The sequence below is a fragment of the Microvirga sp. genome, from assembly GCF_014699075.1.
Taxonomy (GTDB): Bacteria; Pseudomonadota; Alphaproteobacteria; order Rhizobiales; family Beijerinckiaceae; genus Microvirga.
This window is the reverse complement of sequence record NZ_JACXAB010000001.1, coordinates 454,046-479,172: the sequence shown is the minus strand read 5'-3', so window position 1 is coordinate 479,172 and position 25,127 is coordinate 454,046. Positions and strand designations below refer to the sequence as shown.

Below are 25,127 nucleotides of genomic sequence, written 5' to 3'. Positions count from 1 at the left end.
GATGGCCAAGGCACTGGCACTTCCGGCACCAGCCGACAGCGCACCGGCTCGCGAGGGATCGTTGAGGTGGCTCCTGACGCTCGGCCTCCTGACCCTGCTCTCCGCAGCGATCGGGGGTGGGTTCGGCCTCGTGATGGTCTCCGGCATCGAGAAGCGGGTCGAGGAGAAGTACAAGGCCCAGCCTGAGAAGACCGAGGTTGCAAGCCCCTATGCTGGCAATATCGGGATCAAGAAACTCGCTCCGGTCGTCACGAATCTCGCCGCCTCGACCGAAGATTGGGTGAGGGTGGAAGCTTCCATCGTCTTCAAGACGAGCGAAGAGCAGAACCCGGATGTGATGGCCGGCGAGATCCGGCAGGATATCCTGGCCTATCTCCGCACCCTGTCGCTGGCGCAGATCCAGGGGCCGAGCGGCCTTCTGCACCTCAGGGAAGACCTGAACGAGCGCGTCAAATTGCGCTCGAAGGGTGTCATTCAGGAGCTTGTTCTCGAAACCCTTATCGTTCAGTAGGTCGAACGCAATCTGAATTTTCAAGCCGCCTGTTCATTCTCCCGAAAGATCATTGCCATGCCTCTTCGTCTGATCCTTGCCGGCGCATTCATCCTGCTGGCGTCTGGCGCCCATGCCCAGCTGGCGGATCTCCAGGCTCTGCTCCCTTCAGGAGAAGGTGCGATCAGCGGACGCATGATCCAACTCGTCGTTCTCCTGACGGTACTGTCGCTCGCGCCGGGGCTTTTGATCATGGTGACGAGCTTCACCCGGTTCGTGGTAGCCTTCTCATTCCTGCGCTCCGGACTCGGCCTTCAGAGCACCCCGGCCAACGTCTTCCTGATCAGCCTGTCCTTGTTCATGACCTTCTTCGTCATGGGACCGACCTTCGACAAAGCGTGGAATGAGGGTGTTCGGCCGCTGACGGAGAACCGCATCTCCGAAACCGAGGCGTTCACCAAGACGACGGAGCCTTTCCGGGACTTCATGCTGACGCATGTGAGACCGAAGGACCTTCAGATGTTCAGCGATCTGGCAGCGGTCAATTACCCGAAGCCCCAGGAGGGCGAGAAGATCGACCTGCGAATCCTGATCCCCGCCTTCATGATCTCCGAACTGAGGCGCGGGTTCGAGATCGGCTTTCTCATCGCCCTTCCGTTCCTCGTGATCGACATGATAGTCGCCACCTTGGTGATGTCCATGGGCATGATGATGATGCCGCCGACCGTTCTGGCGTTGCCGTTCAAGATCCTCTTTTTTGTTCTGATCGACGGGTGGAATATCCTCGTAAGCGGTCTCGTCCGCTCCTACTTCTGATCTCTATCGACACCACCAGTCCCTCAGCAACGATTTGATCGATATCTGAGGGGCAGCAACCTTCGCACAAGGTTGGCGACGCAAAAGTAATCTCGATAACCTTTACCAGTACCGAGATTCTTCATGCCTGGTCGTCAACAAGCCGAAAGACTCTGGAGTAGTTTGCTGCTGCTGGGGCCGCGTCGCCTGGCCGCCTTGGCCGCTATCGGCCTTGCCGTCTTCCTGTCCGTCGGTATCGGGGCCTATTACCTCAGCCGCCCGGCTCAGGAGACCTTGTACACCGGCTTGGATCGCGAAGATGTCGGCCGGATGGGCGCCGTTCTCAAGGATGCCGGCATTCCCTTCGATGTGAGCGCCGACGGAACGGCTCTTCTGGTCAGCTATGGCAATACGGCCTCCGCCAGGATGCTGCTTGCCGAGAAGGGGCTGCCGCACAGCACGAAGTCCGGCTACGAACTTTTCAACGATCTCGGCTCTCTTGGCCTGACCTCGTTCATGCAGGAGGTCACGAAGGTTCGCGCTCTTGAGGGAGAACTGGCGCGCACCATCCAGGGGATGAAAGGAATCAAGGCCGCCCGCGTCCATATCGTTCTTCCGGACCGTGGCTCCTTCCGTCGTGAGCAGCAGGCGCCCTCCGCCTCCGTGGTCATCCGCACCTCGCCGGCCGATGATGCTTCGTCGGCCCAGGCGATCCGGCATCTGGTTGCGGCTGCCATCCCGGGCATGGCGGTGGACAAGGTGACCGTCATGAACACGGACGGCACTCTTCTGATGTCCGGGGATGACGCCGCCAATGCCACGACGGGCAAGATGGCCCGCCTTGAAAAGACGGTGGGCCTGGAGATCCAGGACAATGTCCGCCGAACCCTTGCTCCCTATCTCGGCACCGGCAATTTCGAGATCAGCGTGGCCGCTCGCCTGAGCACGGACAAGGTCAACACCAGCGAGACGATCTTCAATCCTGAATCGAAGGTCGAGCGCTCGGTGCGCACGGTCAAGGAAACCGAAGTCGCGCAGAACAGGAGCGGCCAAAAGCCGACCACCGTTCAGCAGAATCTGCCGGACGAGAGCGTCCGTGCCGAATCGGGAGACAGCTCGAGCGAAGACAACCAGCGCCGCGAGGAGCTGACCAATTACGAGATCTCGTCGAAGACGATCCAGACCATCAGCGACGGCTATCAGATCAAGAATCTCTCGGTTGCCGTGCTGGTGAACAGGTCCCGGATTGCCTCCCTGCTGGGTGAGAATGCCACGCCTGCAGAGATGGATGCCAAGATTACGGAGATCGAGCAGCTGGTTTCATCGGCCACAGGCTTCAGCAAGACCCGAGGCGACCAGATCAAGGTCGCGGCTGTGAGCTTCGTCGACGATGGCGGCATGCTGCAGCCGGTGCCTGGTCCGTCCCTGACCGAGATCCTGATGCGTCAGTTCGGCACGGTCGTGAATGCCCTCACCATCCTGGCTCTGTGCGCGATGATGATCTGGTTCGGGCTGCGTCCAGCGGTGAGAATGCTGATGGCCCGTCATCAGGCCGAGCTCGAGCTCCAGCGCGAGCAGGCAGCTGCTCTGGCCGCAGCCGAGGCCGAGGAAGCCGAGAATGAGTCTGGACGGCAGGCATTGCAGGCCGCTCTTGATCGGGAGGAGCAGAACCTCATCGAGATGCCCCGCACGCCGCAGCGCAAGCTGGAGCAGATCATTGAGCTCAGCGAAGAGCATGCTGCCGCTGTCCTGAAGCAGTGGCTCGGGCGGGAGGCCGCGTGATGGCAGGAGCAATCGCCAGCCTGCTGGAGGATTTCTCGCCCGGTCCCCGGAGCGAGCCAGTCGGGATCGGTGTTCTGCGTGCCGTCAAGGCCTCAGCCGAACCCGACCCTGTGCCGCCGCCACCGGTGGTGGACCGGCAAGCCGAACTCATCAAAGCTGTCGAAGCGAAGGTGAGAGCTGAGGAAAGGGATGCTGCTCGGCGGCAGCTTGACGAGGCTGTGTCAGCCGAGAAGGTCCGCTGCGAGGAAGAGCTGGCGTCACAGCGCGTGATCTGGGTGGAGCAACAGGCAAGCCAGCTCTCGACATTGATCGTGGAGGGCATCGGCCGGATGGAAGACATGCTCTCGGAGAGGGTTGCGAACATCATGAAACCGTTCGTTTCCGAAGCCTTCCGGCAGCAAAGCATCATCGAGTTCAAGGAGGCTCTCGCAACGCTTCTTCTCGGCGAAGGGACAGGGCCGATGAAGATTGCCGGACCCGAGGACCTCTTGCTGGCTCTGAAAGAGAACCTTGGCCCTCACGGAGGCGCGATAGAGTTCCTTCCAGGCGACCATGTCGAGGTGAGCGTCACCGCCCGCGATACGACCGTGCAAACCCAGTTGCAGGCTTGGTCTGATCGGCTGGAGCAGGTTTTGAAAGCTGAGTCATGATGTCGAAATCGGATAAGCAGGAAATCATCATCGTCAGGAGAGGCGACGACGCTGAGGATGTTGTAAAGGGTGGTGCGTGGAAGATCGCTCACGCTGACTTCATGACCGCCATGATGGCTTTCTTTCTCGTCATGTGGCTCATCAGCTTGACCGATGAAGAAACGCGCAGCGGCGTGGCCAATTACTTCAACCCGGTGCAGCTTGCGGAATCGACTCCGAACAAGAAGGGACTCGACGACCCACAGAACGTGCCGCCTGACAACGAGACCGACAACACGAAGGACGGCAAGGAGAAGGGAAGCGGCGAGGGTACGGGCGGAAAGTCCCACCAATTGCAGAAGCCTCGGTTCAAGGAAGGGGCTCTGTTCCAGGATCCCTATGCCGTGCTTGCCCGAATCGCAGACGAAATCGAGGCAACGCCGCACGACACGCTCGGTGCCGACGTCACTCCCGGCGAAAGCGACGTGCCTGGGCTGAAAGCCGGTGAGGCTTTCCGCGATCCGTTCGACCCGCTCTATTGGCAGGTGGCACCCATCGAGGAAATGAAGACGGACAGCCCGTTGAAGCCGGGCACGGCGCCGTCTGCACCGTCCAAAGCTGTCATGGATGCAATTGCGTCCTTGAGCGAAAAGCCCCAGGCAGGCCACAAGGCGCAGTCGCAATCGCAGGCGCCGTCAGCAGGCGGTCAGGCCGCTGCTCCCGGATCTTCCGGAGAGCAGACCGCCGCAGAGGCGAATGCCGCTGATCAAAAGGCTGCGGAACTGAAGCGCGAAATCTTCAAGGCTGTCCAGACGACGAAGGATGTTACGCCCCAACCACATATCGAGGTTCGCCGCACTGGTGCAGGAACCCTGATCAGCCTCACGGACGATTTTGATTTCACGATGTTCGCGGTCGGATCCGCGGAGCCGCACGCCAAGGTCGTACGCGCCATGGCCGAGATCGCCAAGATCCTCCAGGCCCGACCGGGCAAGATCGTGATCCGTGGTCACACCGATGCCCGACCCTTCAAGTCAGCTAATTACGACAACTGGCGCTTGTCCCATGCCAGAGCTCAGATGGCTCTGTACATGCTCGTGCGCGGAGGCTTGGACGAAAAGAGAATCGTGCGCGTCGAAGGGCACGCAGACCGTGAGCCGAAGATGCCGTCCGATCCGAATGCCGATCAGAACCGGCGCGTCGAGATTCTTTTGCAGGAGTGATGACGGTGGAGGTGCGCCAGCTCGCTGCTCTTGGAATGACTCTGCTGTTTGCCGCGGGTGCAGCCGCCAATGAGAGCAGCCGCCCTACCCATGCTGCGGCGGACCCAGCCGTCGAGCAGGAGGCTCGACCGTTGTCGGCTCCCAGCCCCCTTCAGATGGTGCGCACGCTGCACCTGATGCAGGATCAGATCGCAACAGGCTCGACGGAAGCTCATATCGGGCAGCGAGGCCTGTTGGGTGTCCTGGACATGCGGTTCATGGAACTCGCGCCGGAGGCGTGGCAGAATGGCAAGAACGTTCATGCCGCCGTGTCCTTCGTTCTCAGCGGTGGTAATCCCGGTCTCTTGAGGAAGCTCCTGGATCTGGGCTCGTCCGTGGTCACGGAGAATGACAGGCCCCTTGTCGAGGGCGCCCTTGCCTATGTGGAGGGACGGGAAGAGGCCGCCTACAACGCCCTGGTGTCCCTGGACCCGCGCACCTTTCCCCCGACCATGAGTGCGCAACTGTCATTGGTCCAGTCGGCGCTCGTGGTCAGGAAGGATCCTGCGAAATCCGATCAACTCCTCGACTTCGTGCGTCTCCAGGCTCCTGGCACACTTCTGGAGGAGGCTGCGCTGCGTCGACAAGTTTTCGTTGCGAGCCAAACCGGGCATGTCGAGAAGTTTCAATCCCTTGCAACGGATTATCTGAGACGCTTCCGGCACTCGGTCTATGCCGGCAACTTCCGGCAGCGTCTGGCTTCGGCGACGACGCGCATCGATTTCGGTCAGGATAAGTCCCGCTTCGATAGCTTTGTCACAATGATGCAGGAGCTGGAACCCGAGGCAAGGCGCGACCTCTACCTTCTTGCCGCTCGCTCGTCTGTCGAGCAGGGGTTCACGAAATCGGCTCGCCTGCTGTCGGAGGAAGCGCAGAAGCTCGTGGAGGGCGACCCAGCGAGCGCCTCGCGCGCAAAGCTCTATCGCGCGGCCTCGATGATTACGTCACCCGAGACCATCAAAGTCGCTGCCGAGGACCTCCGCCAGATCGACCGGTCACTTCTCCCTGCCAGTGACGTGGCTTTGCTGGACTCGGCCATCGCCATGGCAGGACACATCCAGACGATGCCGGGCACAGCGGGAGCACTGGCTGAGAAACCGAAACCTTTGCTCACGAAAGCCGCCGCCGAGAAGACCGTGGATACAAGCACGCAAGTGCAAGGGCTGGAACAGCTTCAGGCCTTATCCAAAGCTCGTGACGCCCTGAACCGCGTCGACAAGTTAATCAAGAATCAGGCGTCCGTAACGCAATGAACCGTCTCGATCTCATGCCGCAGACACCATCTCGCGTTGCAGACGCGACGCAGACATCACGTAGTCCTTCCTCCGCCACCGATGCTCAGCAGAGCGGCAAGGGCTCCGGAAGCGGGATGTCGGGGTTCGACACGCTGCTCGAAGGCTTCTCACGAGAGCAAAGCCGGGAGAACATGGATCCCCTTCAGGATGATACTCTGCTGAGCCTGACGGAGTCGACAGCGGAAACATCGGCGATCGACACGACAGCATTGCAGGCTCTGCTCTCGGCCACCACGCCGGATGCGTCCACGTCCGGAGCAGCCGTTCCCCCTGCGGGAAGTCAGGCCTATTCCGTTCTAGAGAGCCTTCTGCCCCGGATTCTGTCACAGAGTGGGGCAAGCGGCCAGCCCGAAGCTGAAATGCACAACGGTGCTTCCTCGATGCTGCCGCTGCTCACCTCTGACGCCACTGCTGACAGCATCCTGAGTCCTACCCTCGGGCCGAAGCTATCGGTCTCCGTTCAAAGTCAGGAGACTCATTTCCGACCTGTTGTCGAAGGCTTCGAAACAGCGCTCCAGGAGGCGTCGTCAACCGAAGGAGCCGATCTATCGAGCGAAGTTCTTCCGAACGCTTTTGGCGTCAGGAAAGCCACGGAAGCCGCAGCGAAGCAGCCTCAATCCAATCTGCAGCCGCGATTGGGCGACGATCCGGTTATCCCCGATGCTGAGACGGCCCGCTTCCGTGAGCGGGATAAGGAGCAGGGCTTCGACAGAATCGCTCTCAACCGCATGGCTGATCGCGCTGAGGTGCAGAAGCAAGCTGCTCCCGGCCTTCAGAAGGCAGAGGGCGGTTCACTGCCGGCCGGAACGCTCCACCAGATGGCCAGGGCGATCTTGGACGATGTGTCGGAAGTCTCTGGCGTTCACCAGCCGGCCCTCCAGGGTGATGGCGTGCACCGTGTTGCCGTGGCCCGCGCTTCAGGGGGAGTTCTGAGGGTTCTCAGCCTGCAGCTCAATCCAGTGGAGCTGGGGCTTGTGACGATCAAGATGCGTCTCTCCGGCGACAGCTTGGAGATGGAGCTTCAGGTCGAGAAACAGGAAACGGCTGAACTCCTCAGAAACGATGCCGAAAAACTCTCTAGCCTGCTGAGAACCTCCGGATACCGGCCAGACGTGATCAACATCCAGACTGCTGAATCCACCAGCCATGACCGAAATTCATTCCAGCGCATGCAACCAGGTTCGCAAGAGCAGAGCTTCCAGGGCAATGCAGACGGCCAGAACCATTCTTCCAAGCATCATGGCCCGTTTGGTCGAGGCGAGGCGGAATCCCACAATGAGTCGAAACAGAATCGGACTGCTGATAGCAGCAGCACTAGCGGGATCTACCTCTAGCGTCATTCACGTGACCTCGGCCGCTGCTCAGCCTCAATCCGGGCTGTGCGAGCGGGAGATGATGCGCGCCTCTGCCTTGTATGGCGTTCCGCTAGGAATGCTCTACTCCGTGGGCCTCACTGAGACCGGCAACCGCGGAAGCTTGCAGCCCTATGCCATGAATGTCGAAGGCAAGGCAGTCTTTTCGAACAACGCGGTCGAAGCGATCCAGAAGTTCGAGCAGGCGAGCCGGTCCGGAGCAAGGCTGATCGACATGGGTTGCATGCAGATCAATCATCTGTATCACCGTGAGAAGTTCCCATCGCTGGAGAGCATGCTGAACCCGCGCATGAACGTGGAGTACGCTGCGCGCTTTCTCAAGGAGCTGAAGGGACGCCATGAGACGTGGACGATGGCGGTCGCGCGCTATCACGCCGGTCCCAACAACGATCCGGCGCAGAAGCGCTATGTCTGCCGGGTGATCGCCAACATGGTCGCATCGGGCTTCGGCGCATGGACCCCCGGGGCCCGTTCATTCTGCGAAGATGCTCCCGGCCTCAAGCCCGGGCAAACGGCTGCTGCAGATTAAAGGATTCCACTGCATGAGACTTATGGCGAGACGTCTTGTTCTAGCGCGTCATCGTCAGAGCAGCCTCAGAATCGTTCAGCCTGCCCGACAAAGCCGCCTCGGCGCCTGACAGGCGGGCGACAACCTGTCCGCGGGAGAACAGAATGACCTGATTGTCGCGGATGCTCCATCCGTTAACCGTCTTCAGGGCATTGTTGGAGCAGGCTTGTACTGATGCCTTATAAAGATCGAGCGAGGGGACGCTCGAGAGCTGGATGCGGCATGAGGCGGAGCCGACGCTGGCTTTCCACATCCCGGCATAGGACGATGGGCGCTGAGGCGGCGTGAAGACCCCTGGGGCGCTGGCCTGGGCATCGGCGCCGTTTTCGCGTTGCGACGAGGCGAACTGCTGAGGAGCAGGTGCGGGCAGAGTCTCTGGGCCTGAGCCGGCATCAAGCGCCGGCCGGTCCAGAGGAGGCAGTTCCGGTTCCAAATGGACCTCATAGCCCTTCCGGACGGGATGCAAAGGCGTTTCCACAACATGGAGTCGCTCATAAACCGGCTGAACGGCAACCGTGTATGCGGCGACAGCCGGCTTTCCGCCCCAAGGCGCAGAGTATGCAGGGTAGCTCCTCGCAGTGGAGACATGTCCCCATGGACCCTGGCGATAGGAGCCTTCTGTCGAGTTGCAAGCCGAGACCATGCCTGAAACCACGAACATGGCGGCCTTGGAAAACGATTTGCGATGCATGTAGGTAAGCCGCCGGCGCTCAGCCATCAGTGCCGCGCAGTTCCGGCGAGGCAGTAGGGTGACTGGAAACGAGGAGGAAGAGGCCTCAAGCGCGCAGAGGAGACCATGCGCGCGAAGGAGGATAGATTGAACTCGGACCGCTTGAAGGCCGGATCGAGGAGAACCTTGCTGATCTTCACCCCGATGTAGTAATCGCCGAAGATAAGCTGGAAGAAGACAGTCACCGCGTCGTGGACGAACTCCATATCGAGGACGACGCAGGAGTGATCATCCCGGCCCGTGCTGACATGGGCGACATGGCTGTATGACAGCGTCTCGCCCTTGAAGAACAGCTCGGCGGATGAGGTCATCATCTCGTCCATGTTTCCGTGCAGCTGATTGTCAGCGTAGAACCTGATGATATCGGCATCCGCGAGACAGAAATCGGCAATGACATCCTTGATATTACAAGCGAGTACCTCTTCGAAAGCATGAATATCCAGATGCTCGCGTGAGGAAGCCACCATGTCTACGGTGCGAAGGCTTCTCATTTCGACCTCGTGAGAATGTAGAACAGGATCTGTGCGACAGCTTTGTAGAAGTCAGGCGGAATCATTCGATCCACTTCAACATGATTGTACATGGATCTTGCCAGAGGCTTGTCTTCGATGACGGGAACGCCGTTCTTCTCTGCGATCTCGCGAATTTTGAGCGCGATCAGGTCCTGCCCCTTGGCAACGACGATCGGTGCGCTCGCTTCACTGCGTTCGTAGCGCAGGGCGATGGCATAGTGAGTCGGATTCGCGATGACGAAAGTGGCCTTTGGCACGGCAGCCAGCATCCGCTTGCGGCTTCGATCCTGGGCTAGCGAGCGCATGCGCGCTTTGACCATGGGATCGCCTTCCATCTGCTTGTATTCCTCCTTCACCTCCTGCTTGGTCATCTTCAGGTCGCTGCGCCATTTGAACCGTGCCCAGAGCAGGTCAGCGGCGACGAGAACGATCGTGGCGATCGCGATGGCGGAGACGAGGCGCATCGCCATGGTCAACATCAGTTCCGGAAGCAAGGACGGATCACTGAACATGGCATTCAAGACCTTATATTGCTCCGATCTCAGGAGCAGGATGCTGACCAGTGTCATCGTTCCGAACTTGAACAATGACTTCAAGAATTCCACGAGACCCTGCCGGCCGAAGATGCGCTTCCAGCCGCCCATGGGAGAGATCCGGTTCCATTGCGGCCTGATTCTCTCCGTCACCATGGACGGCATGTTCTGCAGGATCGAGGCAGAGAGGCTGCAGGCAGCCAGGATGACAATGACGGGAATCAGGCACTGTCCGACCTCGAGGGCAACAGCCTGGATCAGGGACGCCGCGTCAGCGCCCGTCTCTAGGCGAAAATCCTGCGGCCGGTTGATGAAAAGCGACAGTTTCTCCGTCAGCGTCTTGGTGTTGCTGCGGACTGCAAAAGCCAGGCCGATGAGGATGCCCAGGATCGAGGCGAAAAGGGGAGCCTCCCTGGAGAAGGGGATGTTTCCCTTCTCCACGGCATCGCGAACCTTCTTATCGGAAGGTGCTTCTGTTTTGCTGTCCTTGTCATCCGTATCAGACATGGGCTGAAGCCGGTCGGTTAGAAGTAGGCTTCATCCTCGGTCTCTGAATTGATGACGATCTCTCCGCGACCGGCCATTTCGAGCGCAAGGTCCGTGATGGTCCGGCGGGCTTCGGCGATATCGCGGTGCGACGAGGGTTCCTTGCTGTTCAGTTCGTGCTCGATCATGCGGCGGACGCGCGAAGAGAGAGCCGATAGGACAACCTTGCGGAACTCGTCGTTCGTGCCCTTGAGCGCGAGGACGACGCGATCTGGCGGCACCTGGTCGAACAGGGTCGTGCGATCCTTGGGCGTAAGCTTGACGATATCGTCGAACGTGAAGAGCAGCCCCCGCAGGATCTCGGCTGATTTCGGACGGACGGTCGAAAGATTGGTCAGGACGTCTTCCATGTGATCGCGTTCCATCTTGTTGATGATGTCGGCGATCTTGGCGTGGGTGTCCGCACCGGCGTTCTTCGAGAAGTTCGCCATGAAGTCCTCATGGAGCGTCTTCTCGATATTCTTCATGGTCTCGTCCACGATCGGCTTCATGCTGAGCATGCGACGCATGAGGTTGTTGCGAAGCGGCTGAGGAAGCTGGGCCATCACCTTTGCGGCGCAGGAGGGCTTGACCTTGGAGAGGATCAGGGCCGCCGTCTGCGGGTGCTCCTTCATGAGATAGGAGGCGATGGCGCTTTCCGACACCGTCGAGATTCGCTCCCAGATGCTCCTGTTGGCGTTCCCGACCACCTCGCTCATGATGCTGGCGATCTGTTCCGGGCTTAAGATGCCGGTCAGCAGCTTCTCGATGTGGGAGGCGCCTCCGATGAGGTCCGCTCCATCCGTGAAGTTGGAGGCGAACTCCTCCACCAGCTGCTCGATCTGCGTGGGCGAGACAGGCCCCAGCGCCGCAGCCGACTTCGTGACGAGGCGGATCTCGTCCTCGCTGAAATGCTTGAGGACCCTACTGGCAGCAGGTTTCCCCATTGCGAAGAGAAGTGTTGCGACACGCTCAGGCCCCTTGAGGACTTTTGAGCCATTCGCCTTCATGGGAACTGGTGCGACCATGCGGAAAAGCCACTTCAGCCGTTAAGATCGTTGCTCGGAGGGCCGACGATCTCGGTGAGCGAGATCCCGAAGCGGGAGTTGTCGTCTTCGACCACCACCACCTCGCCGCGGGCGATGATGCGGCCGTTGACAACGACGTCGACAGGTTCGCCCACACGGTGATCCAGGGGAACGATGGCGCCCCTGCCGAGCTTCATCAGGTTGGCGACAGGCATGGTTGCGGAGCCGAGAACGACCTGGATCGTGACCGGGATGCGCAGGATCGAGTCCAAATTCCTGCCGCCGCCGAGCTTGTCGTCCTGCGAGGAGATGGCGCTCTCCTGCTGCCAGATGGCCTTGTCTTGAGACTTAGGATCGAAGGGATTTGTCATAGGAACGAACCTTACGAATTAAGAGAATTGGAGCGTGACTGGTTATGCCGGCTTGCCTCTCGCGTGAGGGTTTCCAGCTGGGCCGCGACCGCCTTAGCCTCCTCGATGCGCGCACCGAGCATGGCGAGCGTCTCTTTGCCCTCAGTTCCGAAGCTCATGACGGCCATCTGAGCGCCCTTGAGAGCGTCCCCGGTCCTGTCGAAGATCTGCTGATACTCGGCATGGTACCGATCAAGCTTCTTGAGCTTCACATACATGACCGCAACCATGATGCTGGTTGTCACGAGGGCCAAGAAGAGGATGATGTTAGCGAGGGAGGACATCGTCGAGGAATTCCTTTTCTTGATCGATGTGTTCGTCGACCTTAAGGACATAGGTGCCGTCGGACTGGCCGATATTGCACCAGAACAGGCCTTGATGATTGCCTTCGAGCTTGACTCGGCTCCGGGGCGTCGCCTGCAGCTCGATCACATCGCCCACCTTCAGATCGGCAATCTCGCCCAGTGAGAGGAAGCGCTCCTCGAGAACCGCCTTGAGCGTCACCTCGGTCTTCTTCACCTCGGTTGCGATCTGCTTCATCCAGCGGGGATCCCGGCCGGAGGATTCGCTGGAGACCACGCGGGAGAGCACCTTGCGCATCGGGTTCAACACCGATTGCGGGATGACGACGAACATCTCGCCGCCGCGGTTCAGCGCCTGGAGCAGGAACTTCGCAGCGACTGCCTGATTGTTCCGGCGCCCGATGACCGCGAAGTCCATGCGGGTCTCGATGCGTTCGAGCTTGAACTTGGTGTCGGCGACCAGCGCAAAGGAGGCCTGCAGAGCCTTGGCCACCTGCTCGAACAGCGTCTGCGCCATGCGCAGCTCGATGGTCGAGAAGCCGCGAGCCTCCTCGACGGGCGCTTCGGATCCGTCGGATCCGAAGAGCACTTCCACCATCGTGTAGATGAAGTCGCGATCGAACCCGATCAGGATGTGGCTGTCCCATTCGGGAGCATGAAAGATGCCGGCGACTGCATTGGCCTCGTAGATTTCGAGAATTTCGCTGACCCGCCCGCTCTCGAGGCCGCTGAGCGAGTAGTACATGGGCGAGGCCGCCATATGCCGCAGATGCTCGGCGCAGCTCGTGGTCATGCGGTCGAAGATGACATGCAGCATCGGAAGGCGGTCGAGCGAGAGGCCCGCCGAGTCCAGCAGCATGTCGCGAATGTCGTTGGCGCTCTGTGTTCCGCTCATCGGTTAGGCCGCCTCTTTCAGATCTTCGGACCGGCCGCCCGTCGTGGTGGCGGCTTCGACCTCATCGATAGTCGGGCGGTATTCCACCGAAATGCCCTTGCGGCCATGCTCGACGGCAATCTGCGGCAGAGCGCCGTTCATGTAGGCGATGAGCGCCTGCTTCACGATGACGTAGACGCGGGTCTGCTTCTCGCGTGTCGCCTTGACCTTGTTGGCGAGCGGCGAGAGGAACGCATAGGAGATGAAGATGCCCACGAATGTTCCCACGAGCGCCGAGGCGATCAGGCCGCCCAGGATCGCCGGGGATTGATCGATGGCGCCCAGCGCCTTCACGATTCCAAGCACAGCAGCCACGATGCCAAGAGCGGGCAGGGCTTCCGAGACCGTGTTGATGGAATAATAAGGCTTCGTGCGATCGCGCTTGAGGGTTGCGATCTCCTCTTCCATGAGCGCTTCGATCTCATGAGGACGGGCATTGCCGATGATGATCAGGCGGGCGTAGTCGCAGATGAAGAGGGTCAGGTCCTTGTCCTTCAGGACGCTCGGGAACGACTTGAAGATCTCCGATTCTTCGGGCTGGTCGATGTGACCCTCGACCTCGTTGCGCGGCCTGTTCTTCAGCTCCCGCATCAGGGCGTAGAGGAGGCCCAGGATCGAGAGGTAGTGCTCCCGCTTCGGGACAGCGCCGGAGATCGCCTCACGGGCAGCGCGCCCGGTGTCCTTCACCAGGGACATGGGATTGGCAATGATGAAGGTGCCGATCGCGATGCCGCAGATGATCACATATTCCCAAGGCTGCCAGATAACAGCCAAATGCCCACCCATGGCGACATAGCCGCTGACGAGCGAGCCGATGGCAACTGCCAGTCCGATCAAAACGCCCAATGCCTTAGTCCCCTATCGAAATTCAACCTGTTGACGATGTCCTAATCCCGGAGGCTTGCGCGAAGCTGGAACTGCGGGAGCAAGCCTCATGCAAGGCTGCTCGACTATCGCTCCTGCATGGATCACCGGGCCTGCAGCTGCCGTACCTGGCAAGGCTGGCGCGCCACCCGGTAACATCGGTGTCCCGCGGGACGCAGGCTGGAGGAGTTCAGATGCAATCTTCGCTTTATGTGTCGCTGTCCGCCCAAGTGGCCATGGAAAAGCGCCTCAGCACGATTGCGAACAATGTTGCCAACATCAACACGGGCGGTTTTCGCGCCGACGAGGTGAAATTCGAGGAGATCCTGTCGCTGGCCGCAAAGGAGAACGTCTCCTTTGCATCGTCCGGACAGAACTTCGTGTCCCGGCGCACGGGTCCCGTCGTCAAGACGGACAACCCGCTCGATGTCGCGATCCAAGGCGAGGGTTGGTTCGCCTTCAGCGGTCCCAACGGCCCCGTCTACACCCGGGACGGCCGCCTCAAGATGAACGAGAACGGTGATCTGCTGACCGTCGAGGGATTCCAGGTTCTTGATGCGGGCGGAGCTCCCATTGCGCTCGACCCGATGGCAGGAACTCCCACGATCAGCCGGGATGGCACGATCTCCCAGGGGACTAACCAAGTCGGGGCTATCGGCCTCTTCAGCCTGAATCCAGACGCCAAGCTCTCACGTTATGGAAACTCGGGAGTGATCTCGAGCATCCCTGGCGCTGTCGTTCAGGACTTCAACGCGAACGGGATCCAGCAGGGCTATAGTGAGGGTTCCAACGTCAATCCGGTCCTGGAAATGACCAAGATGATTGCCGTTCAGAGGAGCTTCGAGAGCGCCGCGACGACAATCCAGGAGAGCGAATCAACGCTCATGGATGCGATCAAAACCCTGGGCCCTAGCACCTGATGGCTGCCATGAACGCGTTGCAGTCGCTCGAAGAGCTTGTTCTCACCGAAGGTGGGGCGCGACGGAAGGTCAGGATCAGCGGCGTCATCAATGAGGTCACGCCGAGCTATTACCGCGTCGCCGGCCTGTCTCAGTTCGTCAAGCTCGGAGATCGGGTCGGGTTCTCAGCTCAGAGCAAAACTGAAATCGGAGAGGTCGTCCGCATCGACGGCGGCGGCGTCACGGTCAAACCCTTCAACGGAAGGATCGAGGCCGGCCTCGGCATGCCCGCCTTCCTAGTCGGAGATGTCGGCTTAAGCCCCAATCACAGCTGGCGCGGGAGGGTGATCAACGCCCTGGGAGAACCTCTGGACGGATTGGGTCCTCTCATCCCGGGCGCGACAACGGTCCAGAACGATGCCGAGCCCCCATCGGCCATGCTGCGCTCCAGGGTCAAGGAACCACTCAGGACCGGCGTAAAGGCGATCGACCTGTTCACTCCCATCTGCAAGGGGCAGCGCATCGGCATCTTCGCCGGTTCGGGCGTCGGCAAGTCCACCCTCCTGACCATGCTGGCGAAGTGCGATGGCTTCGACACGATTGTGGTCGCTCTGGTGGGTGAGCGCGGGCGCGAGGTCCGGGAGTTTCTGGAGGGGCCCATCCAGGCCAATCTCCACAAGTCCATCATGGTTGTGTCCACCGGCGACGAAAGCCCGATGATGCGCCGCCAGGCGCCGAGAACGGCCGTGGCGCTGGCGGAGTACTTCCGCGATTGCGGCGAATCGGTCCTTCTCATCGTCGACTCCGTGACCCGTTATGCCCACGCGGCCCGCGACGTGGCGCTTGCTGCGGGCGAGCCCGCCGTCGCGCGCGGATACACACCCAGCGTGTTCAGCGATCTGCCGCGCCTTCTCGAGCGCGCCGGCCCGGGCGAGGAGGGGAAGGGGGCCATCACCGGCATCTTCTCGGTGCTCATCGATGGAGACGACCACAACGACCCGGTGGCCGACAACATCCGCGGAACGCTCGACGGTCATATCGTTCTTGATCGCGCCATTGCCGATCAGGGGCGCTATCCGGCTATCAACGTTCTGGGCTCCATCTCGCGTCTGGCCGATCACGTGTGGTCGAGCGATCAGAAGGAGCTCGTCCGCCGCCTGCGCAGCCTCATCGCTCGATTCGAGGATACGCGCGATCTCAGACTCATGGGCGGATATCACCCCGGGAACGATCAGGAACTCGACCAGGCCGCGGTGCTCGTCCCGAAGATCTACGAGGCCCTGCGGCAGGATCCGTCCATGCCGGCCAGCCGTGATGCCTTCATGGATCTGGCCCAGATCCTGAGACAATAGCATGTCCCCTTCGACCCCATCCAAAACACGGGCCAACACAGCCTCGCACAAGCGTCGTGGTGTTAAGTCCAAGCTGAAACCTAGGAGCTATCCATGAGTCTTTACGGCGTTCTTCGTAGCGGCGTCTCTGGCATGAACGCCCAGTCCAATAAGCTGGGGACTGTCGCCGAGAACATCCAGAATTCGAGCACGACTGGATATAAGCGCGCCTCGACGGAGTTCTCGTCGCTCATCCTGCCCTCGAGCGAAGGCAACTATAACTCCGGCTCCGTCACAAGCCGTGTCCGCTACACCATCGCCGACCAGGGGCCCATCGCCTACACGACGTCGGGATCGGACCTGGCGATCTCAGGCAACGGCTTCTTCGTGGTGTCGGATCCGAGCGGCTCTCCGTATCTCACCCGTGCCGGCAACTTCGTCAAAGATGGCCGAACCGGCAACCTGATCAACGCAGCCGGCTTCACGCTGATGGGCTACAAGCTCGGAACCGAGGCGGTTGATCCTTCCCTGAACAGCCTCGATGGCGTCGAGCCGGTCAACATGGCTTCCTTCGGCATGCAGGCGACGGGATCGACGGCAGGGACGTTCAAAGGCAATCTTCCATTCGGCCAGCCTGTCGCAGTCGCGACCGGTGCAACAACGCCTGCAAGCGCAGCGCCGCCCGTGGCCGGCAGCGTTCTCTTCTCGGCTCCCAGCGTGAGCCGTGGCGCGCAGATCGCGTTCAGCGTCGGTGGCGGCGCGAACCAGTATTTTGACGTCACAACACAGAAGACGCCTGCCGAAGTCGCCACAGCCATCAACGCTGCGGTAACCGCCGGTACCCTCACTGGCGTCAACGCTTCCACGAATGCGACCGGCGACTTGATCCTGACGTCCACCGATCCGGCCTTCTCGACCAATGTGGCGGGCTCTTTCACCGCGGTGAGCAAGGCATCGTCGCTCCAGGTCTATGACAAGGTCGGTAATCCGATCAAAATCGACATCGCGCTTTCGAAGATCGATGCCGATACATGGACTGTCAGCGTCTTCAACGGCAGCGATCCCACCAAGCCGCTCACCGGTACGACATCGATGGAGCTGAACTTCGATGCGGACGGGAAGCTGACCGGATCGGGCGCGCTGGGCTTCAACATCCCCGGTGGCGAGGCGTTCAGCCTCGACATGACCGGCATGACGCAGCTCGCAGGCGAATACAACGTTACCGGCAGCTCCAATGGCAACGCACCGTCGGCCGTCAAGGACGTGGAGTTCGCCGCCGATGGAACGGTCTACGCGGTCTATGAGGACGGCACCCGCGTGGGCGCCTATCGGATCCCGCTTGCGACAGTCCCGAGCCCCGACAACCTCAGCCCCCGGGCTGGCAACGTGTACGAGACGACGGCGGCTTCCGGCGGCTATCAGGTCGGCTTCCCTGAGATGTCCGGCTTCGGCTCGATCGCTTCAGGAGCCCTTGAGGGGTCGAACGTCGATATCGGCACCGAGCTCACGGCGATGATCGAGGCCCAGACCAGCTACACGGCGAACTCGAAGGTCTTCCAGACCGGGTCGGAGCTGCTCGACGTTCTGATGAACCTGAAGCGGTAACCTGCACTCTTGCCCCAGGGCCATTGATCCATGTCTTTGTCTGTTGCCTACAACACGGCACGTTCATCGCTCCAGGCTTCGCAGTCCCAGATGGCGCTCGTGTCGCGCAATACGGCTGGCGCTGCGGACCCAAGCTATTCCCGCAAGATCGGGGCGCTCACGACAACGGGCGGGTTCGCCAGGATCACGGTGCTGCGCGCAAGCGACAGTGCCCTGTTGTCGAAAATGCTGGAGACCACCTCCAGTGCCGCAACCCAGAAGGCTCTTCTCGAGGGACTGCAGAAGCTCAGCGCGACCATTGGCGACACGGAGCTCGACCAATCGCCTGCGGCCCGCATGGGAACCCTGAACAGCGCGCTCCAGCTCTATGCGAATGCGCCGGACAATCCTGACCTTGCCCAGGCTTTCGTCAAGGCCGCCACGGAGATGGCGACGAGCCTCAACGATGCCACGTCCACGGTTCAGGTTGTCCGCCTGGAAGCCGACGGCCAGATCGGTGACTCGGTTGCGCGCATCAACGACCTCCTTCTCAAATACGAGAAGGCAAACAACCAGGTGATGAGCGGATCGGCTCTGGGAGCCGACGTGAGCGATGCGATGGATCAGCGCGATAGCCTGATCGCGCAGCTGTCGGAGGAGATCGGCATCACGGTCGTCCCCCGTGCCGGCAACGATGTCGCTCTCTATACCGACAGCGGCGTTCCGCTCTTCGATCGGATCCCAAGAACGGTGACGTTCTCACGGACGACCGTGTTCGGGCCTGCGGTGACGGGAGCGGATGTGCTGATCGACGGCATCCGCGTCACAGGGCCGGGTGCACCGATGCCGTTGAATTCCGGCAACATCGCGGGGCTGACCCAGCTGCGTGACGGTGCATCCGTCACCTACCAGGAGCAGCTCGACGAGATCGCCAGAACCCTCGTCGAAGCCTTCGCGGAGAGGGACCAGACGGTGCCTGCAAAGGCCGACAGGCCGGGCATCTTCACCTATCCGGCTGCCATTGGAGTGCCGGGAACGCCGGCTCCAACAGGTCTTGCCGGGGTGCTTCGCGTGAACGCTGCGGTCAATCCGGCCGAGGGCGGCAAGTTCGCGTTGATCCGCGACGGCGGAATCAATGGGGCGGACTACACCTATAACCCTGCCGGTGGAGCCAATGCCGCCTTCTCCGGGCGCCTGTCCGGCCTCGTGGATGCCATGTCGGTTCAGCGTCCAATCAACACCGGCTTGGGGTTCGGACCTCAGGCATCGCTTCTGAGCCTTGCCTCGTCCTCGGGCAGCTGGCTTGAGGCGACGCGCCAGAGCGCCCATCAGCGGGTGGAATACCAGACGACCCTTCTCGGCCATGCATCCGAGGCGCTGTCCAACGCGACGGACGTCAACATGGATGACGAGACCGCGCTCATGCTGCAGCTGGAGAAATCCTATTCCGCTTCGGCCAAGCTTCTCTCCGTCATCGATCAGATGCTCAAGACACTCCTCAGCGTGGTGGGCTAATCCATGAGAACGACTTTTGTCTCGACGCTGGCGCTCTGGAATTCATCCAAGACGTCGCTCGATAAGCTGCAGACAGGCATTGTGAAGGCGAACAAGGAGCTTGTCACCGGCCGCGACGCGGATGTGGGCTTGAAGCTCGGCTACAAGACCGGCCAGACCCTGTCCCTGCGCCAGGATCGTGCCGAGATCGACGCCCTGATCGACAGCAATGCCTCGATCCTGCTCAGGATGAAGTCGAGCACCACGTCCCTCGATCAAGTCCGTACCACCGGCGACAAGTTCATGGATGCACTCATCGCGACGCCGCTGGGCTCATCCAGCATCCCGACGCTGATGTATCAGGCGAAAGCCAATCTCCAGAACCTGATTTCGTCCATGAACAGCAATGTGGGCGGGCAATACATCTTCGGGGGCATCAACTCCCAGGAGAAGCCGCTGAACGATTATGAGGGCGGAACGCCTCCCTTGCGTGCGGATGTCAGCATTCCCGTGTCGGGCTTGTCCCCCGGAGACGTCATCAGGTTCAGCGTCGGCGGAACGCCGGATCAGGTATTCAGTGTCACCACAGAGGCCACCGTCGACGATCTTGTGGCGTCGATCAATGCAGCGGTCACCGCCAGCACCCTCAGCGGAGTACAGGCGTCGCGCGATCCGGTAAATGGAAACCTCGTGCTGAAATCGACCGATCTGACAGGCAAGACCGATGTGACCGGATCCTTCACGGATATGGACGGCACGGCAATCCCTGTCGCGGGTTCCGTCACGAGAAGTCCTCAAGCGGCCATTGCCTCGGCCTTCAGGTCAACCTTCGGCTTCGGGGTGAATGATGCGGCCATGTCGACGATCACGCCAGACGCCATGAAAGCCTTCCTGGATGGTCCTTTCGCGACGCTTTTCGAAGGGTCCAACTGGCAGGACTGGTCGAATGCATCGAGCCAGAACATCCAGAGCAGGATCTCCGCGACGGAAAAGGTGGAGGCATCTACCAACGCCAACGGTCAGGGGATCCAGAAGATGGCTATGGCCTACTCGATGATCTTTGAGCTTGGTCTCGATCGCCTCGGTGAGAAAACACGGGATGCTCTCGTCAACACGGCGATCTCAACCTTCTCCGAAGCCACCACCGGCGTGACCACCATGCAGTCCAAGCTTGGGGCCGTTCAGGAGAAGGTTGAGGAGGCTGACGAGCGGATGAGCCTGCAGAAGGATATCTTCGATGCGAAGATCATCCATCTGGAGGCGGTGGACCCGGCCGAGGCAAAGATCAGGGTCGATCGGCTGATGACCCAGATCCAGACGTCCTACTCGCTGACGGCACAACTCAAGGCCATGAGCCTGATCAACTATTTGTAATGGGTGGAGTGAAGTATGTACCGTTTCTCCTACGCCGAAGTCATTGAAGACTCCTCCAGAGATTGCCGCGACCGCGAATACCAGCTTTTCGACCAAGCCATATCGAAGATGAAGGCTGCGAACGGGAAGCCGTCCCAGTCCCTGGAAATGCTTGAGGCCATCGTCTTCGTTCAGCGTCTCTGGACGTACCTGATTAAGGATATCGGTCATCCCGACAATGGTCTTCCGGACAAACTGAAGGGACAGCTCATCTCCATCGGCCTCTGGGTCATGCGTGAATCCGACCGCGTGGTCAGAGGTGAACACAACAACCTCGAATCTCTGATTGATATCAATGCCATGATCCAGGAAGGCCTGAAATGAAAGCGAAGATGCGGTTTTCCCTCAAGGCGGGCGAGCGGATTTTCATCAACGGCGCGGTTCTGACCGTGAGCCAGAAAGTCACCTTGAGCCTTCTGAACGAAGCACGCTTTCTCCTGGAGAGCCATGTGCTTCAGGTCACGGAAGCGACCACGCCGATGCGCCAGCTCTACTTCGTGGCGCAGTCCATCCTGATCAACCCTCAGGATGCCGAAAAGGTCATGGGCGCCTTCCGCAAGCTGTACGACTCGATCCTGCTGGTCACCACCGACGAGCCCGCTCGGGAAGCGCTTCGCAGGGCCGGCGACTTGGTTGAAGCAGACAGGATCTTCGAGGCTCTCAAGGTCATCAGGACTCTGTTCGAGCCGACCGCAATTGCCGTCACCACACCTCCCGCAGCGGTCCAGGCCGCTTAAACCGGAGCCCCATCATGAATGTGACCTCTGTCGCATCACCGCTTGCAAGCCGACAAGCTGCGACCAGCCCGTCCACTGCGACCGCGACCTATGACAACTTCCTGAAGCTCCTGATGGCCCAGATGAAGAATCAGGACCCGACGGAGCCCATGAAGTCCACCGAGTACATGGCTCAGCTCGCCACCTTCTCCCAGGTGGAGCAGACGGTGCAGAGCAACGCCAAGCTCGATGCGCTGCTGGCATCGTCGGCTCTGACTCAGGCCGATACCGTCATCGGCCGAACCGTGACGACGGCAGACGGCAAGATCTCGGGCAAGGTGGAGTCGGTGATGATCACCAACGAGGGCGCGGTCGCCAAGCTGACGGGCGGTGCCCAGGTTCTGCTCGGACCAGGCATCGTGGTGAGCTGACATGAACGAAGTCGATGCCCTGGAACTGGTCCGCGCCGCGATTTGGACCGTCATCATCGGAGCCGGACCGGCCGTGGCCGCCGCCATGGTCATCGGCATCGTCATCGCCCTCGTTCAGGCGCTGACCCAGATCCAAGAGGTCACCCTCACGTTCATCCCGAAGATCATCGCGATCCTCGTCGTAACCTTGGTGACGGGCTCTTTCGTCGGCTCCCAGATCTTCGCCTTTACGGAACTCGTCTACGGCCGAATCGTAACAGGGTTCTAACAGCGTCCGGTATCCCTCTGCAGGGAGCGAGGACGATACGCTCCCGTTTTGGAGAGCTTGCGACCTCCGCGCAAGCTTCATGGTGCATCTGTCAGGTTCAACGTTCAATCGGTGAGCTTGCAGGCACATGGAAGCAGTTCAAACTACAGCGCTGGGCCGCAGCAGGGATCTGGCTTTCGCCGGGGGCGTGGTGGCCATCCTGGCCATTCTCTTCCTGCCGATTCCTCCTCTGCTGATCGACATGGGTCTCGCCCTTTCGGTCGCCATGTCCGTCCTGATCCTGATGGTGGCTCTCTGGATTCAGAAGCCTCTGGAATTCTCGGCCTTCCCGACTGTTCTCCTCATTGCGACCCTGTTGCGCCTCGCCCTCAGCATCGCGTCGACCCGCCTGATCCTCTCGGATGGACATAAGGGTGTCGATGCGGCCGGGCACGTGATCAGTGGGTTCTCCCAGTTTGTGATGAGCGGCGACTTCGTCATCGGTATCGTCGTCTTCATCATTCTCATCACCGTCAACTTCCTGGTCATCACGAAAGGCGCCACCCGCATCGCGGAAGTCGGCGCCCGCTTCACCCTCGATGCCATTCCCGGCAAGCAGATGGCGATCGACGCAGATCTGTCGGCTGGCCTGATCGATGAGAAGGAAGCCCAGAACCGGCGGCGGGAGCTCGAGGAGGAAAGCGCCTTCTTCGGTTCCATGGACGGCGCCTCCAAGTTCGTCCGCGGCGAGGCGATCGCGAGCCTGATCACCATTGCCGTGAACATCTTCGGTGGGATCATCATCGGCGTGACCCGGCATGGCATGCCGCTCTCCAAGGCAGCCGACGTGTTCACGCAGCTCTCTGTGGGCGATGGCCTCGTCAGCCAGATTCCGGCCCTGGTGGTGTCCCTTGCCGCAGGTCTTCTGGTCTCGAAGGGCGGTACGCGCGGTCAGGCGCAGCAGGCGGTTCTCGATCAGCTGGGGGCCTATCCGCGGGCCTTGATGGTGGCTTCCGCCCTGATGTTCGTGTTCGCCATCATGCCAGGCCTGCCCATGATTCCCTTCCTGCTGCTGGGCGGCTGCATGGCTTTCATCGCCTATGCGATCCCAAAGCAACGGGCCGATCAGGAAGCAAAGGTCAAGGCCAAGGTCGCCGAAGAGCAGCAGAAGAACCTTTTGGAGTCGCGGGATTCGGTGAAGGAGTCCCTGAAGCTCGCGGAGATCGAGGTTTGCCTCGGCAAGCATCTCGCGTCGTATCTCGCAAGCTCCCACGGCGATCTCGCGCACCGCGTCAGCAAGATGCGCAAGAAATTCGCCCAGGATTACGGCTTCGTTCTTCCCGACGTGAAGCTCTCTGACAGCCTGATGATCCCGCCGAAGAGCTATCAAATCAAGATTCATGGAACGGTGGTGGCAACGCAGGAGATCCGCCCGGGCGATCTTCTCGTCGTTCTCGGCGATGGCCCGATGCCCGACGTGCCTGGCGACGAGGTTCGCGAGCCCGCTTTCGGAATGAAGTCCTTGTGGATCTCTGACGTCTATATGAACGAGATCAAACGGCAGGGCTTTACAGCTGTCGACGGGGCGTCGGTCCTCCTCACGCACCTGAGCGAGGTGATCCGCAACAATCTTCCCCAGCTTCTTTCCTACAAGGACGTTCGCAACCTCCTGGACGGCCTCGATAGCGAGTACAAGCGGCTGCTCGATGATATCTGCCCCTCGCAGATTTCCTATTCGGGCCTTCAGGCCGTGCTGAAGCTCCTGCTGGCGGAGCGGGTTTCGATCCGCAATCTCAGTCTCATCCTCGAAGCGATTGCCGAGATTGCCCCGCATGCTCGGCGCGCCGAGCAGTTGGTGGAGCATGTGCGCGTGCGCATCGCCCAGCAGATCTGTGGTGATCTCGCAGAAGGAGGCGCCCTGAATGTGCTGCGTCTGGGCAACAAGTGGGACATCGCCTTCCATCAGAGCCTGAAGCGGGACGCAAAGGGTGATGTGGTCGAGTTCGATATCGATCCGCGTCTGGTCGAGCAGTTCGGCACCGAGGCCTCCGAGGCGATCAAGACCCGGATGGGACAGGTGCAGAGCTTCGCCATTGTAACCGCGCCGGATGCGCGCCCCTATGTGCGGATGATCATCGAGCGCATGTTTTCCTCGCTGCCTGTCCTATCCCATCTGGAGATCGCGCGCGGCGTGGAGGTGAATTCCCTCGGAACGGTCTCGTGACTCAAGCCTCTTCCGAGATCCTACTCGGGATTTTCCTGATCTTCTGCCGGATCGGCGGCTGCCTTCTCATCGCTCCCGGCTTCTCGAGCTTCCGGATCCCGCTTCAGGTTCGCCTGTTCATTGCTTTGACCACAAGCCTCGCCCTGTCCCCTGTTCTGCTGACGAAAATGCGCGATGGGGTGACGGCGCTCGCGTCCGCCACGATTCTCGCCTCGATCGCATCCGAGCTGCTCACAGGACTTCTGATCGGGCTGCTGGGGCGGGTTTACTTCCTGGCCCTGCAGACGATGCTGAGCGCCGTTGCCATGGCACTGGGCCTCGGCGGCATGCCAGGAACTCCTATCGACGAGAGCGAGCCCCTCCCGCCCATCAGCACCTTCATCATGATGGCGGCAACGGCGGTTCTGTTCTTCTCCGACCTGCACTGGGAGCTCTATCGCGGTCTGGTGGAATCCTATACCCGGCTGCCGATAGGCGAGGGCCTCGGCGCGCGCCTGTCCCTGACCCAGCTTGTGGACCAGATCGCCGCAGCCTTCGTACTCGCCCTCAGGATCAGCAGCCCGTTCATCCTCTATTCCGTCATCGTCAACCTGGCCGTGGGGCTCACCAACAAGCTGACGCCGCAAATCCCGGTCTACTTCCTGGCGACGCCCTTCATCATGCTCGGTGGCCTGTTCATCATGTACTTCGCCGCCCAGGATTATATCCTTCTCTTCATGGACACTTTCTCCTCTTGGCTTAAAAACGGGTAGGCTT

The 25,127-nt window shown here is 60.6% G+C and carries 27 protein-coding genes; 19 read left to right on the top strand and 8 right to left on the bottom strand.

Annotated elements, in window-relative coordinates; translation table 11 throughout:
* Window position 1 precedes the first annotated feature (1 nt).
* The 8 genes from IC232_RS02455 (at window position 2) to IC232_RS02420 (ending at window position 8,155) form a co-directional block, all read left to right on the top strand.
* Window positions 2-511, top strand: coding sequence for a flagellar basal body-associated FliL family protein (locus IC232_RS02455; RefSeq protein WP_190843292.1), 510 nt, complete (start codon window positions 2-4; stop codon window positions 509-511).
* 57 nt (window positions 512-568) lie between these two features.
* Window positions 569-1,306, top strand: coding sequence for a flagellar type III secretion system pore protein FliP (gene fliP, locus IC232_RS02450; RefSeq protein WP_190843291.1), 738 nt, complete (start codon window positions 569-571; stop codon window positions 1,304-1,306).
* A gap of 123 nt (window positions 1,307-1,429) precedes the next feature.
* Window positions 1,430-3,067: a flagellar basal-body MS-ring/collar protein FliF gene (fliF, locus tag IC232_RS02445; RefSeq protein WP_190843290.1), complete on the top strand. Its 1,638-nt coding sequence runs from the start codon at window positions 1,430-1,432 to the stop codon at window positions 3,065-3,067.
* On the top strand, window positions 3,067-3,717 hold the full coding sequence (locus IC232_RS02440; protein WP_190843289.1) for a hypothetical protein: 651 nt from the start codon (window positions 3,067-3,069) through the stop codon (window positions 3,715-3,717). Before fliF ends, IC232_RS02440 begins: the two co-directional genes overlap by 1 nt.
* A complete protein-coding gene (locus tag IC232_RS02435; RefSeq protein WP_246811995.1) occupies window positions 3,714-4,919 on the top strand; it encodes a MotB family protein in 1,206 nt (401 codons plus the stop codon). The genes IC232_RS02440 and IC232_RS02435 overlap by 4 nt, the downstream gene beginning before the upstream one ends.
* Complete coding sequence (locus IC232_RS02430; RefSeq protein ID WP_190843288.1) at window positions 4,919-6,211, top strand: chemotaxis protein MotC; 1,293 nt, start codon at window positions 4,919-4,921, stop codon at window positions 6,209-6,211. Before IC232_RS02435 ends, IC232_RS02430 begins: the two co-directional genes overlap by 1 nt.
* Entirely contained in the window at window positions 6,208-7,587 is a 1,380-nt protein-coding gene (locus IC232_RS02425) for a flagellar hook-length control protein FliK (protein WP_190843287.1), read from the top strand. Before IC232_RS02430 ends, IC232_RS02425 begins: the two co-directional genes overlap by 4 nt.
* The gene (locus IC232_RS02420; protein ID WP_190843286.1) at window positions 7,529-8,155 is read left to right on the top strand and encodes a transglycosylase SLT domain-containing protein; all 627 of its coding nucleotides are present in this window, start codon (window positions 7,529-7,531) and stop codon (window positions 8,153-8,155) included. Before IC232_RS02425 ends, IC232_RS02420 begins: the two co-directional genes overlap by 59 nt.
* Before the next feature lie 40 nt (window positions 8,156-8,195).
* On the opposite strand, the gene IC232_RS02415 is transcribed toward IC232_RS02420, so the two are convergent.
* The 8 genes from IC232_RS02415 to motA all read right to left on the bottom strand — a co-directional run bounded on the left by IC232_RS02415 (window position 8,196) and on the right by motA (window position 14,014).
* Window positions 8,196-8,660, bottom strand: coding sequence for an AprI/Inh family metalloprotease inhibitor (locus IC232_RS02415; protein WP_190843285.1), 465 nt, complete (start codon window positions 8,658-8,660; stop codon window positions 8,196-8,198).
* Between the two features lie 251 nt (window positions 8,661-8,911).
* Window positions 8,912-9,415 carry a hypothetical protein gene (locus tag IC232_RS02410; protein ID WP_190843284.1) on the bottom strand — a complete coding sequence of 168 codons (504 nt, stop codon included), beginning with the start codon at window positions 9,413-9,415 and terminating at the stop codon, window positions 8,912-8,914.
* Window positions 9,412-10,476: a flagellar biosynthesis protein FlhB gene (gene flhB, locus IC232_RS02405; protein ID WP_190843283.1), complete on the bottom strand. Its 1,065-nt coding sequence runs from the start codon at window positions 10,474-10,476 to the stop codon at window positions 9,412-9,414. The genes IC232_RS02410 and flhB overlap by 4 nt, the downstream gene beginning before the upstream one ends.
* Window positions 10,477-10,493: 17 nt before the next feature.
* On the bottom strand, window positions 10,494-11,522 hold the full coding sequence (locus tag IC232_RS02400) for a flagellar motor switch protein FliG (protein WP_246811994.1): 1,029 nt from the start codon (window positions 11,520-11,522) through the stop codon (window positions 10,494-10,496).
* A gap of 14 nt (window positions 11,523-11,536) precedes the next feature.
* The gene (fliN, locus tag IC232_RS02395) at window positions 11,537-11,893 is read right to left on the bottom strand and encodes a flagellar motor switch protein FliN (RefSeq protein WP_210335188.1); all 357 of its coding nucleotides are present in this window, start codon (window positions 11,891-11,893) and stop codon (window positions 11,537-11,539) included.
* Window positions 11,894-11,904: 11 nt separating this feature from the next.
* Window positions 11,905-12,216, bottom strand: coding sequence for a hypothetical protein (locus IC232_RS02390; protein WP_190843282.1), 312 nt, complete (start codon window positions 12,214-12,216; stop codon window positions 11,905-11,907).
* Window positions 12,200-13,129 carry a flagellar motor switch protein FliM gene (locus IC232_RS02385; RefSeq protein ID WP_190843281.1) on the bottom strand — a complete coding sequence of 310 codons (930 nt, stop codon included), beginning with the start codon at window positions 13,127-13,129 and terminating at the stop codon, window positions 12,200-12,202. Before IC232_RS02385 ends, IC232_RS02390 begins: the two co-directional genes overlap by 17 nt.
* 3 nt (window positions 13,130-13,132) lie before the next feature.
* Entirely contained in the window at window positions 13,133-14,014 is an 882-nt protein-coding gene (gene motA / locus IC232_RS02380) for a flagellar motor stator protein MotA (RefSeq protein WP_190843280.1), read from the bottom strand.
* 212 nt (window positions 14,015-14,226) lie between these two features.
* Here motA and flgF point away from each other — a divergent pair, with 212 nt between their 5' ends.
* From flgF to fliR, 11 genes are all read left to right on the top strand, one after another.
* The gene (gene flgF, locus IC232_RS02375; RefSeq protein WP_190843279.1) at window positions 14,227-14,952 is read left to right on the top strand and encodes a flagellar basal-body rod protein FlgF; all 726 of its coding nucleotides are present in this window, start codon (window positions 14,227-14,229) and stop codon (window positions 14,950-14,952) included.
* A gap of 8 nt (window positions 14,953-14,960) precedes the next feature.
* The gene (gene fliI / locus IC232_RS02370; RefSeq protein WP_190843278.1) at window positions 14,961-16,283 is read left to right on the top strand and encodes a flagellar protein export ATPase FliI; all 1,323 of its coding nucleotides are present in this window, start codon (window positions 14,961-14,963) and stop codon (window positions 16,281-16,283) included.
* 93 nt (window positions 16,284-16,376) lie between these two features.
* Window positions 16,377-17,867 carry a flagellar hook protein FlgE gene (locus IC232_RS02365; RefSeq protein ID WP_190843277.1) on the top strand — a complete coding sequence of 497 codons (1,491 nt, stop codon included), beginning with the start codon at window positions 16,377-16,379 and terminating at the stop codon, window positions 17,865-17,867.
* Window positions 17,868-17,897: 30 nt separating this feature from the next.
* Window positions 17,898-19,361, top strand: a complete 1,464-nt coding sequence (gene flgK, locus IC232_RS02360; RefSeq protein WP_190843276.1) for a flagellar hook-associated protein FlgK — start codon at window positions 17,898-17,900, stop codon at window positions 19,359-19,361.
* A 3-nt stretch (window positions 19,362-19,364) separates the two neighbouring features.
* Window positions 19,365-20,714: a flagellin gene (locus IC232_RS02355; RefSeq protein ID WP_190843275.1), complete on the top strand. Its 1,350-nt coding sequence runs from the start codon at window positions 19,365-19,367 to the stop codon at window positions 20,712-20,714.
* Window positions 20,715-20,729: 15 nt separating this feature from the next.
* A complete protein-coding gene (flaF, locus tag IC232_RS02350; RefSeq protein ID WP_190843274.1) occupies window positions 20,730-21,077 on the top strand; it encodes a flagellar biosynthesis regulator FlaF in 348 nt (115 codons plus the stop codon).
* Window positions 21,074-21,490 (top strand): flagellar biosynthesis repressor FlbT, encoded by a 417-nt coding sequence (flbT, locus tag IC232_RS02345; RefSeq protein ID WP_190843273.1) that lies wholly within the window; start codon window positions 21,074-21,076, stop codon window positions 21,488-21,490. Before flaF ends, flbT begins: the two co-directional genes overlap by 4 nt.
* Before the next feature lie 14 nt (window positions 21,491-21,504).
* Window positions 21,505-21,900 carry a flagellar hook assembly protein FlgD gene (gene flgD, locus IC232_RS02340; RefSeq protein ID WP_190843272.1) on the top strand — a complete coding sequence of 132 codons (396 nt, stop codon included), beginning with the start codon at window positions 21,505-21,507 and terminating at the stop codon, window positions 21,898-21,900.
* 1 nt (window position 21,901) lies between these two features.
* The gene (locus IC232_RS02335; RefSeq protein WP_190843271.1) at window positions 21,902-22,168 is read left to right on the top strand and encodes a flagellar biosynthetic protein FliQ; all 267 of its coding nucleotides are present in this window, start codon (window positions 21,902-21,904) and stop codon (window positions 22,166-22,168) included.
* A 127-nt stretch (window positions 22,169-22,295) separates the two neighbouring features.
* Window positions 22,296-24,371, top strand: coding sequence for a flagellar biosynthesis protein FlhA (gene flhA / locus IC232_RS02330; RefSeq protein WP_190843270.1), 2,076 nt, complete (start codon window positions 22,296-22,298; stop codon window positions 24,369-24,371).
* Window positions 24,368-25,123: a flagellar biosynthesis protein FliR gene (gene fliR / locus IC232_RS02325; RefSeq protein WP_190843269.1), complete on the top strand. Its 756-nt coding sequence runs from the start codon at window positions 24,368-24,370 to the stop codon at window positions 25,121-25,123. Before flhA ends, fliR begins: the two co-directional genes overlap by 4 nt.
* The last annotated feature ends 4 nt before the right edge of the window (window positions 25,124-25,127 follow it).

Bases quoted from the DNA above. Each gene is read 5' to 3' on its own strand.
- fliF (WP_190843290.1), top strand. From the start codon at position 1,430: ATGCCTGGTCGTCAACAAGCCGAAAGACTCTGGAGTAGTTTGCTGCTG.
- IC232_RS02400 (WP_246811994.1), bottom strand. From the start codon at position 11,522: ATGGTCGCACCAGTTCCCATGAAGGCGAATGGCTCAAAAGTCCTCAAG.
- IC232_RS02455 (WP_190843292.1), top strand. From the start codon at position 2: ATGGCCAAGGCACTGGCACTTCCGGCACCAGCCGACAGCGCACCGGCT.
- flhA (WP_190843270.1), top strand. From the start codon at position 22,296: ATGGAAGCAGTTCAAACTACAGCGCTGGGCCGCAGCAGGGATCTGGCT.
- IC232_RS02390 (WP_190843282.1), bottom strand. From the start codon at position 12,216: ATGTCCTCCCTCGCTAACATCATCCTCTTCTTGGCCCTCGTGACAACC.
- flgK (WP_190843276.1), top strand. From the start codon at position 17,898: ATGTCTTTGTCTGTTGCCTACAACACGGCACGTTCATCGCTCCAGGCT.
- flgF (WP_190843279.1), top strand. From the start codon at position 14,227: ATGCAATCTTCGCTTTATGTGTCGCTGTCCGCCCAAGTGGCCATGGAA.
- IC232_RS02420 (WP_190843286.1), top strand. From the start codon at position 7,529: ATGAGTCGAAACAGAATCGGACTGCTGATAGCAGCAGCACTAGCGGGA.
- IC232_RS02435 (WP_246811995.1), top strand. From the start codon at position 3,714: ATGATGTCGAAATCGGATAAGCAGGAAATCATCATCGTCAGGAGAGGC.
- flgD (WP_190843272.1), top strand. From the start codon at position 21,505: ATGAATGTGACCTCTGTCGCATCACCGCTTGCAAGCCGACAAGCTGCG.
- flbT (WP_190843273.1), top strand. From the start codon at position 21,074: ATGAAAGCGAAGATGCGGTTTTCCCTCAAGGCGGGCGAGCGGATTTTC.
- IC232_RS02355 (WP_190843275.1), top strand. From the start codon at position 19,365: ATGAGAACGACTTTTGTCTCGACGCTGGCGCTCTGGAATTCATCCAAG.
- fliI (WP_190843278.1), top strand. From the start codon at position 14,961: ATGAACGCGTTGCAGTCGCTCGAAGAGCTTGTTCTCACCGAAGGTGGG.
- flaF (WP_190843274.1), top strand. From the start codon at position 20,730: ATGTACCGTTTCTCCTACGCCGAAGTCATTGAAGACTCCTCCAGAGAT.
- flhB (WP_190843283.1), bottom strand. From the start codon at position 10,476: ATGTCTGATACGGATGACAAGGACAGCAAAACAGAAGCACCTTCCGAT.
- IC232_RS02440 (WP_190843289.1), top strand. From the start codon at position 3,067: ATGGCAGGAGCAATCGCCAGCCTGCTGGAGGATTTCTCGCCCGGTCCC.
- IC232_RS02365 (WP_190843277.1), top strand. From the start codon at position 16,377: ATGAGTCTTTACGGCGTTCTTCGTAGCGGCGTCTCTGGCATGAACGCC.
- fliN (WP_210335188.1), bottom strand. From the start codon at position 11,893: ATGACAAATCCCTTCGATCCTAAGTCTCAAGACAAGGCCATCTGGCAG.
- IC232_RS02335 (WP_190843271.1), top strand. From the start codon at position 21,902: ATGAACGAAGTCGATGCCCTGGAACTGGTCCGCGCCGCGATTTGGACC.
- IC232_RS02410 (WP_190843284.1), bottom strand. From the start codon at position 9,415: ATGAGAAGCCTTCGCACCGTAGACATGGTGGCTTCCTCACGCGAGCAT.
- IC232_RS02430 (WP_190843288.1), top strand. From the start codon at position 4,919: ATGACGGTGGAGGTGCGCCAGCTCGCTGCTCTTGGAATGACTCTGCTG.
- IC232_RS02425 (WP_190843287.1), top strand. From the start codon at position 6,208: ATGAACCGTCTCGATCTCATGCCGCAGACACCATCTCGCGTTGCAGAC.
- fliP (WP_190843291.1), top strand. From the start codon at position 569: ATGCCTCTTCGTCTGATCCTTGCCGGCGCATTCATCCTGCTGGCGTCT.
- IC232_RS02385 (WP_190843281.1), bottom strand. From the start codon at position 13,129: ATGAGCGGAACACAGAGCGCCAACGACATTCGCGACATGCTGCTGGAC.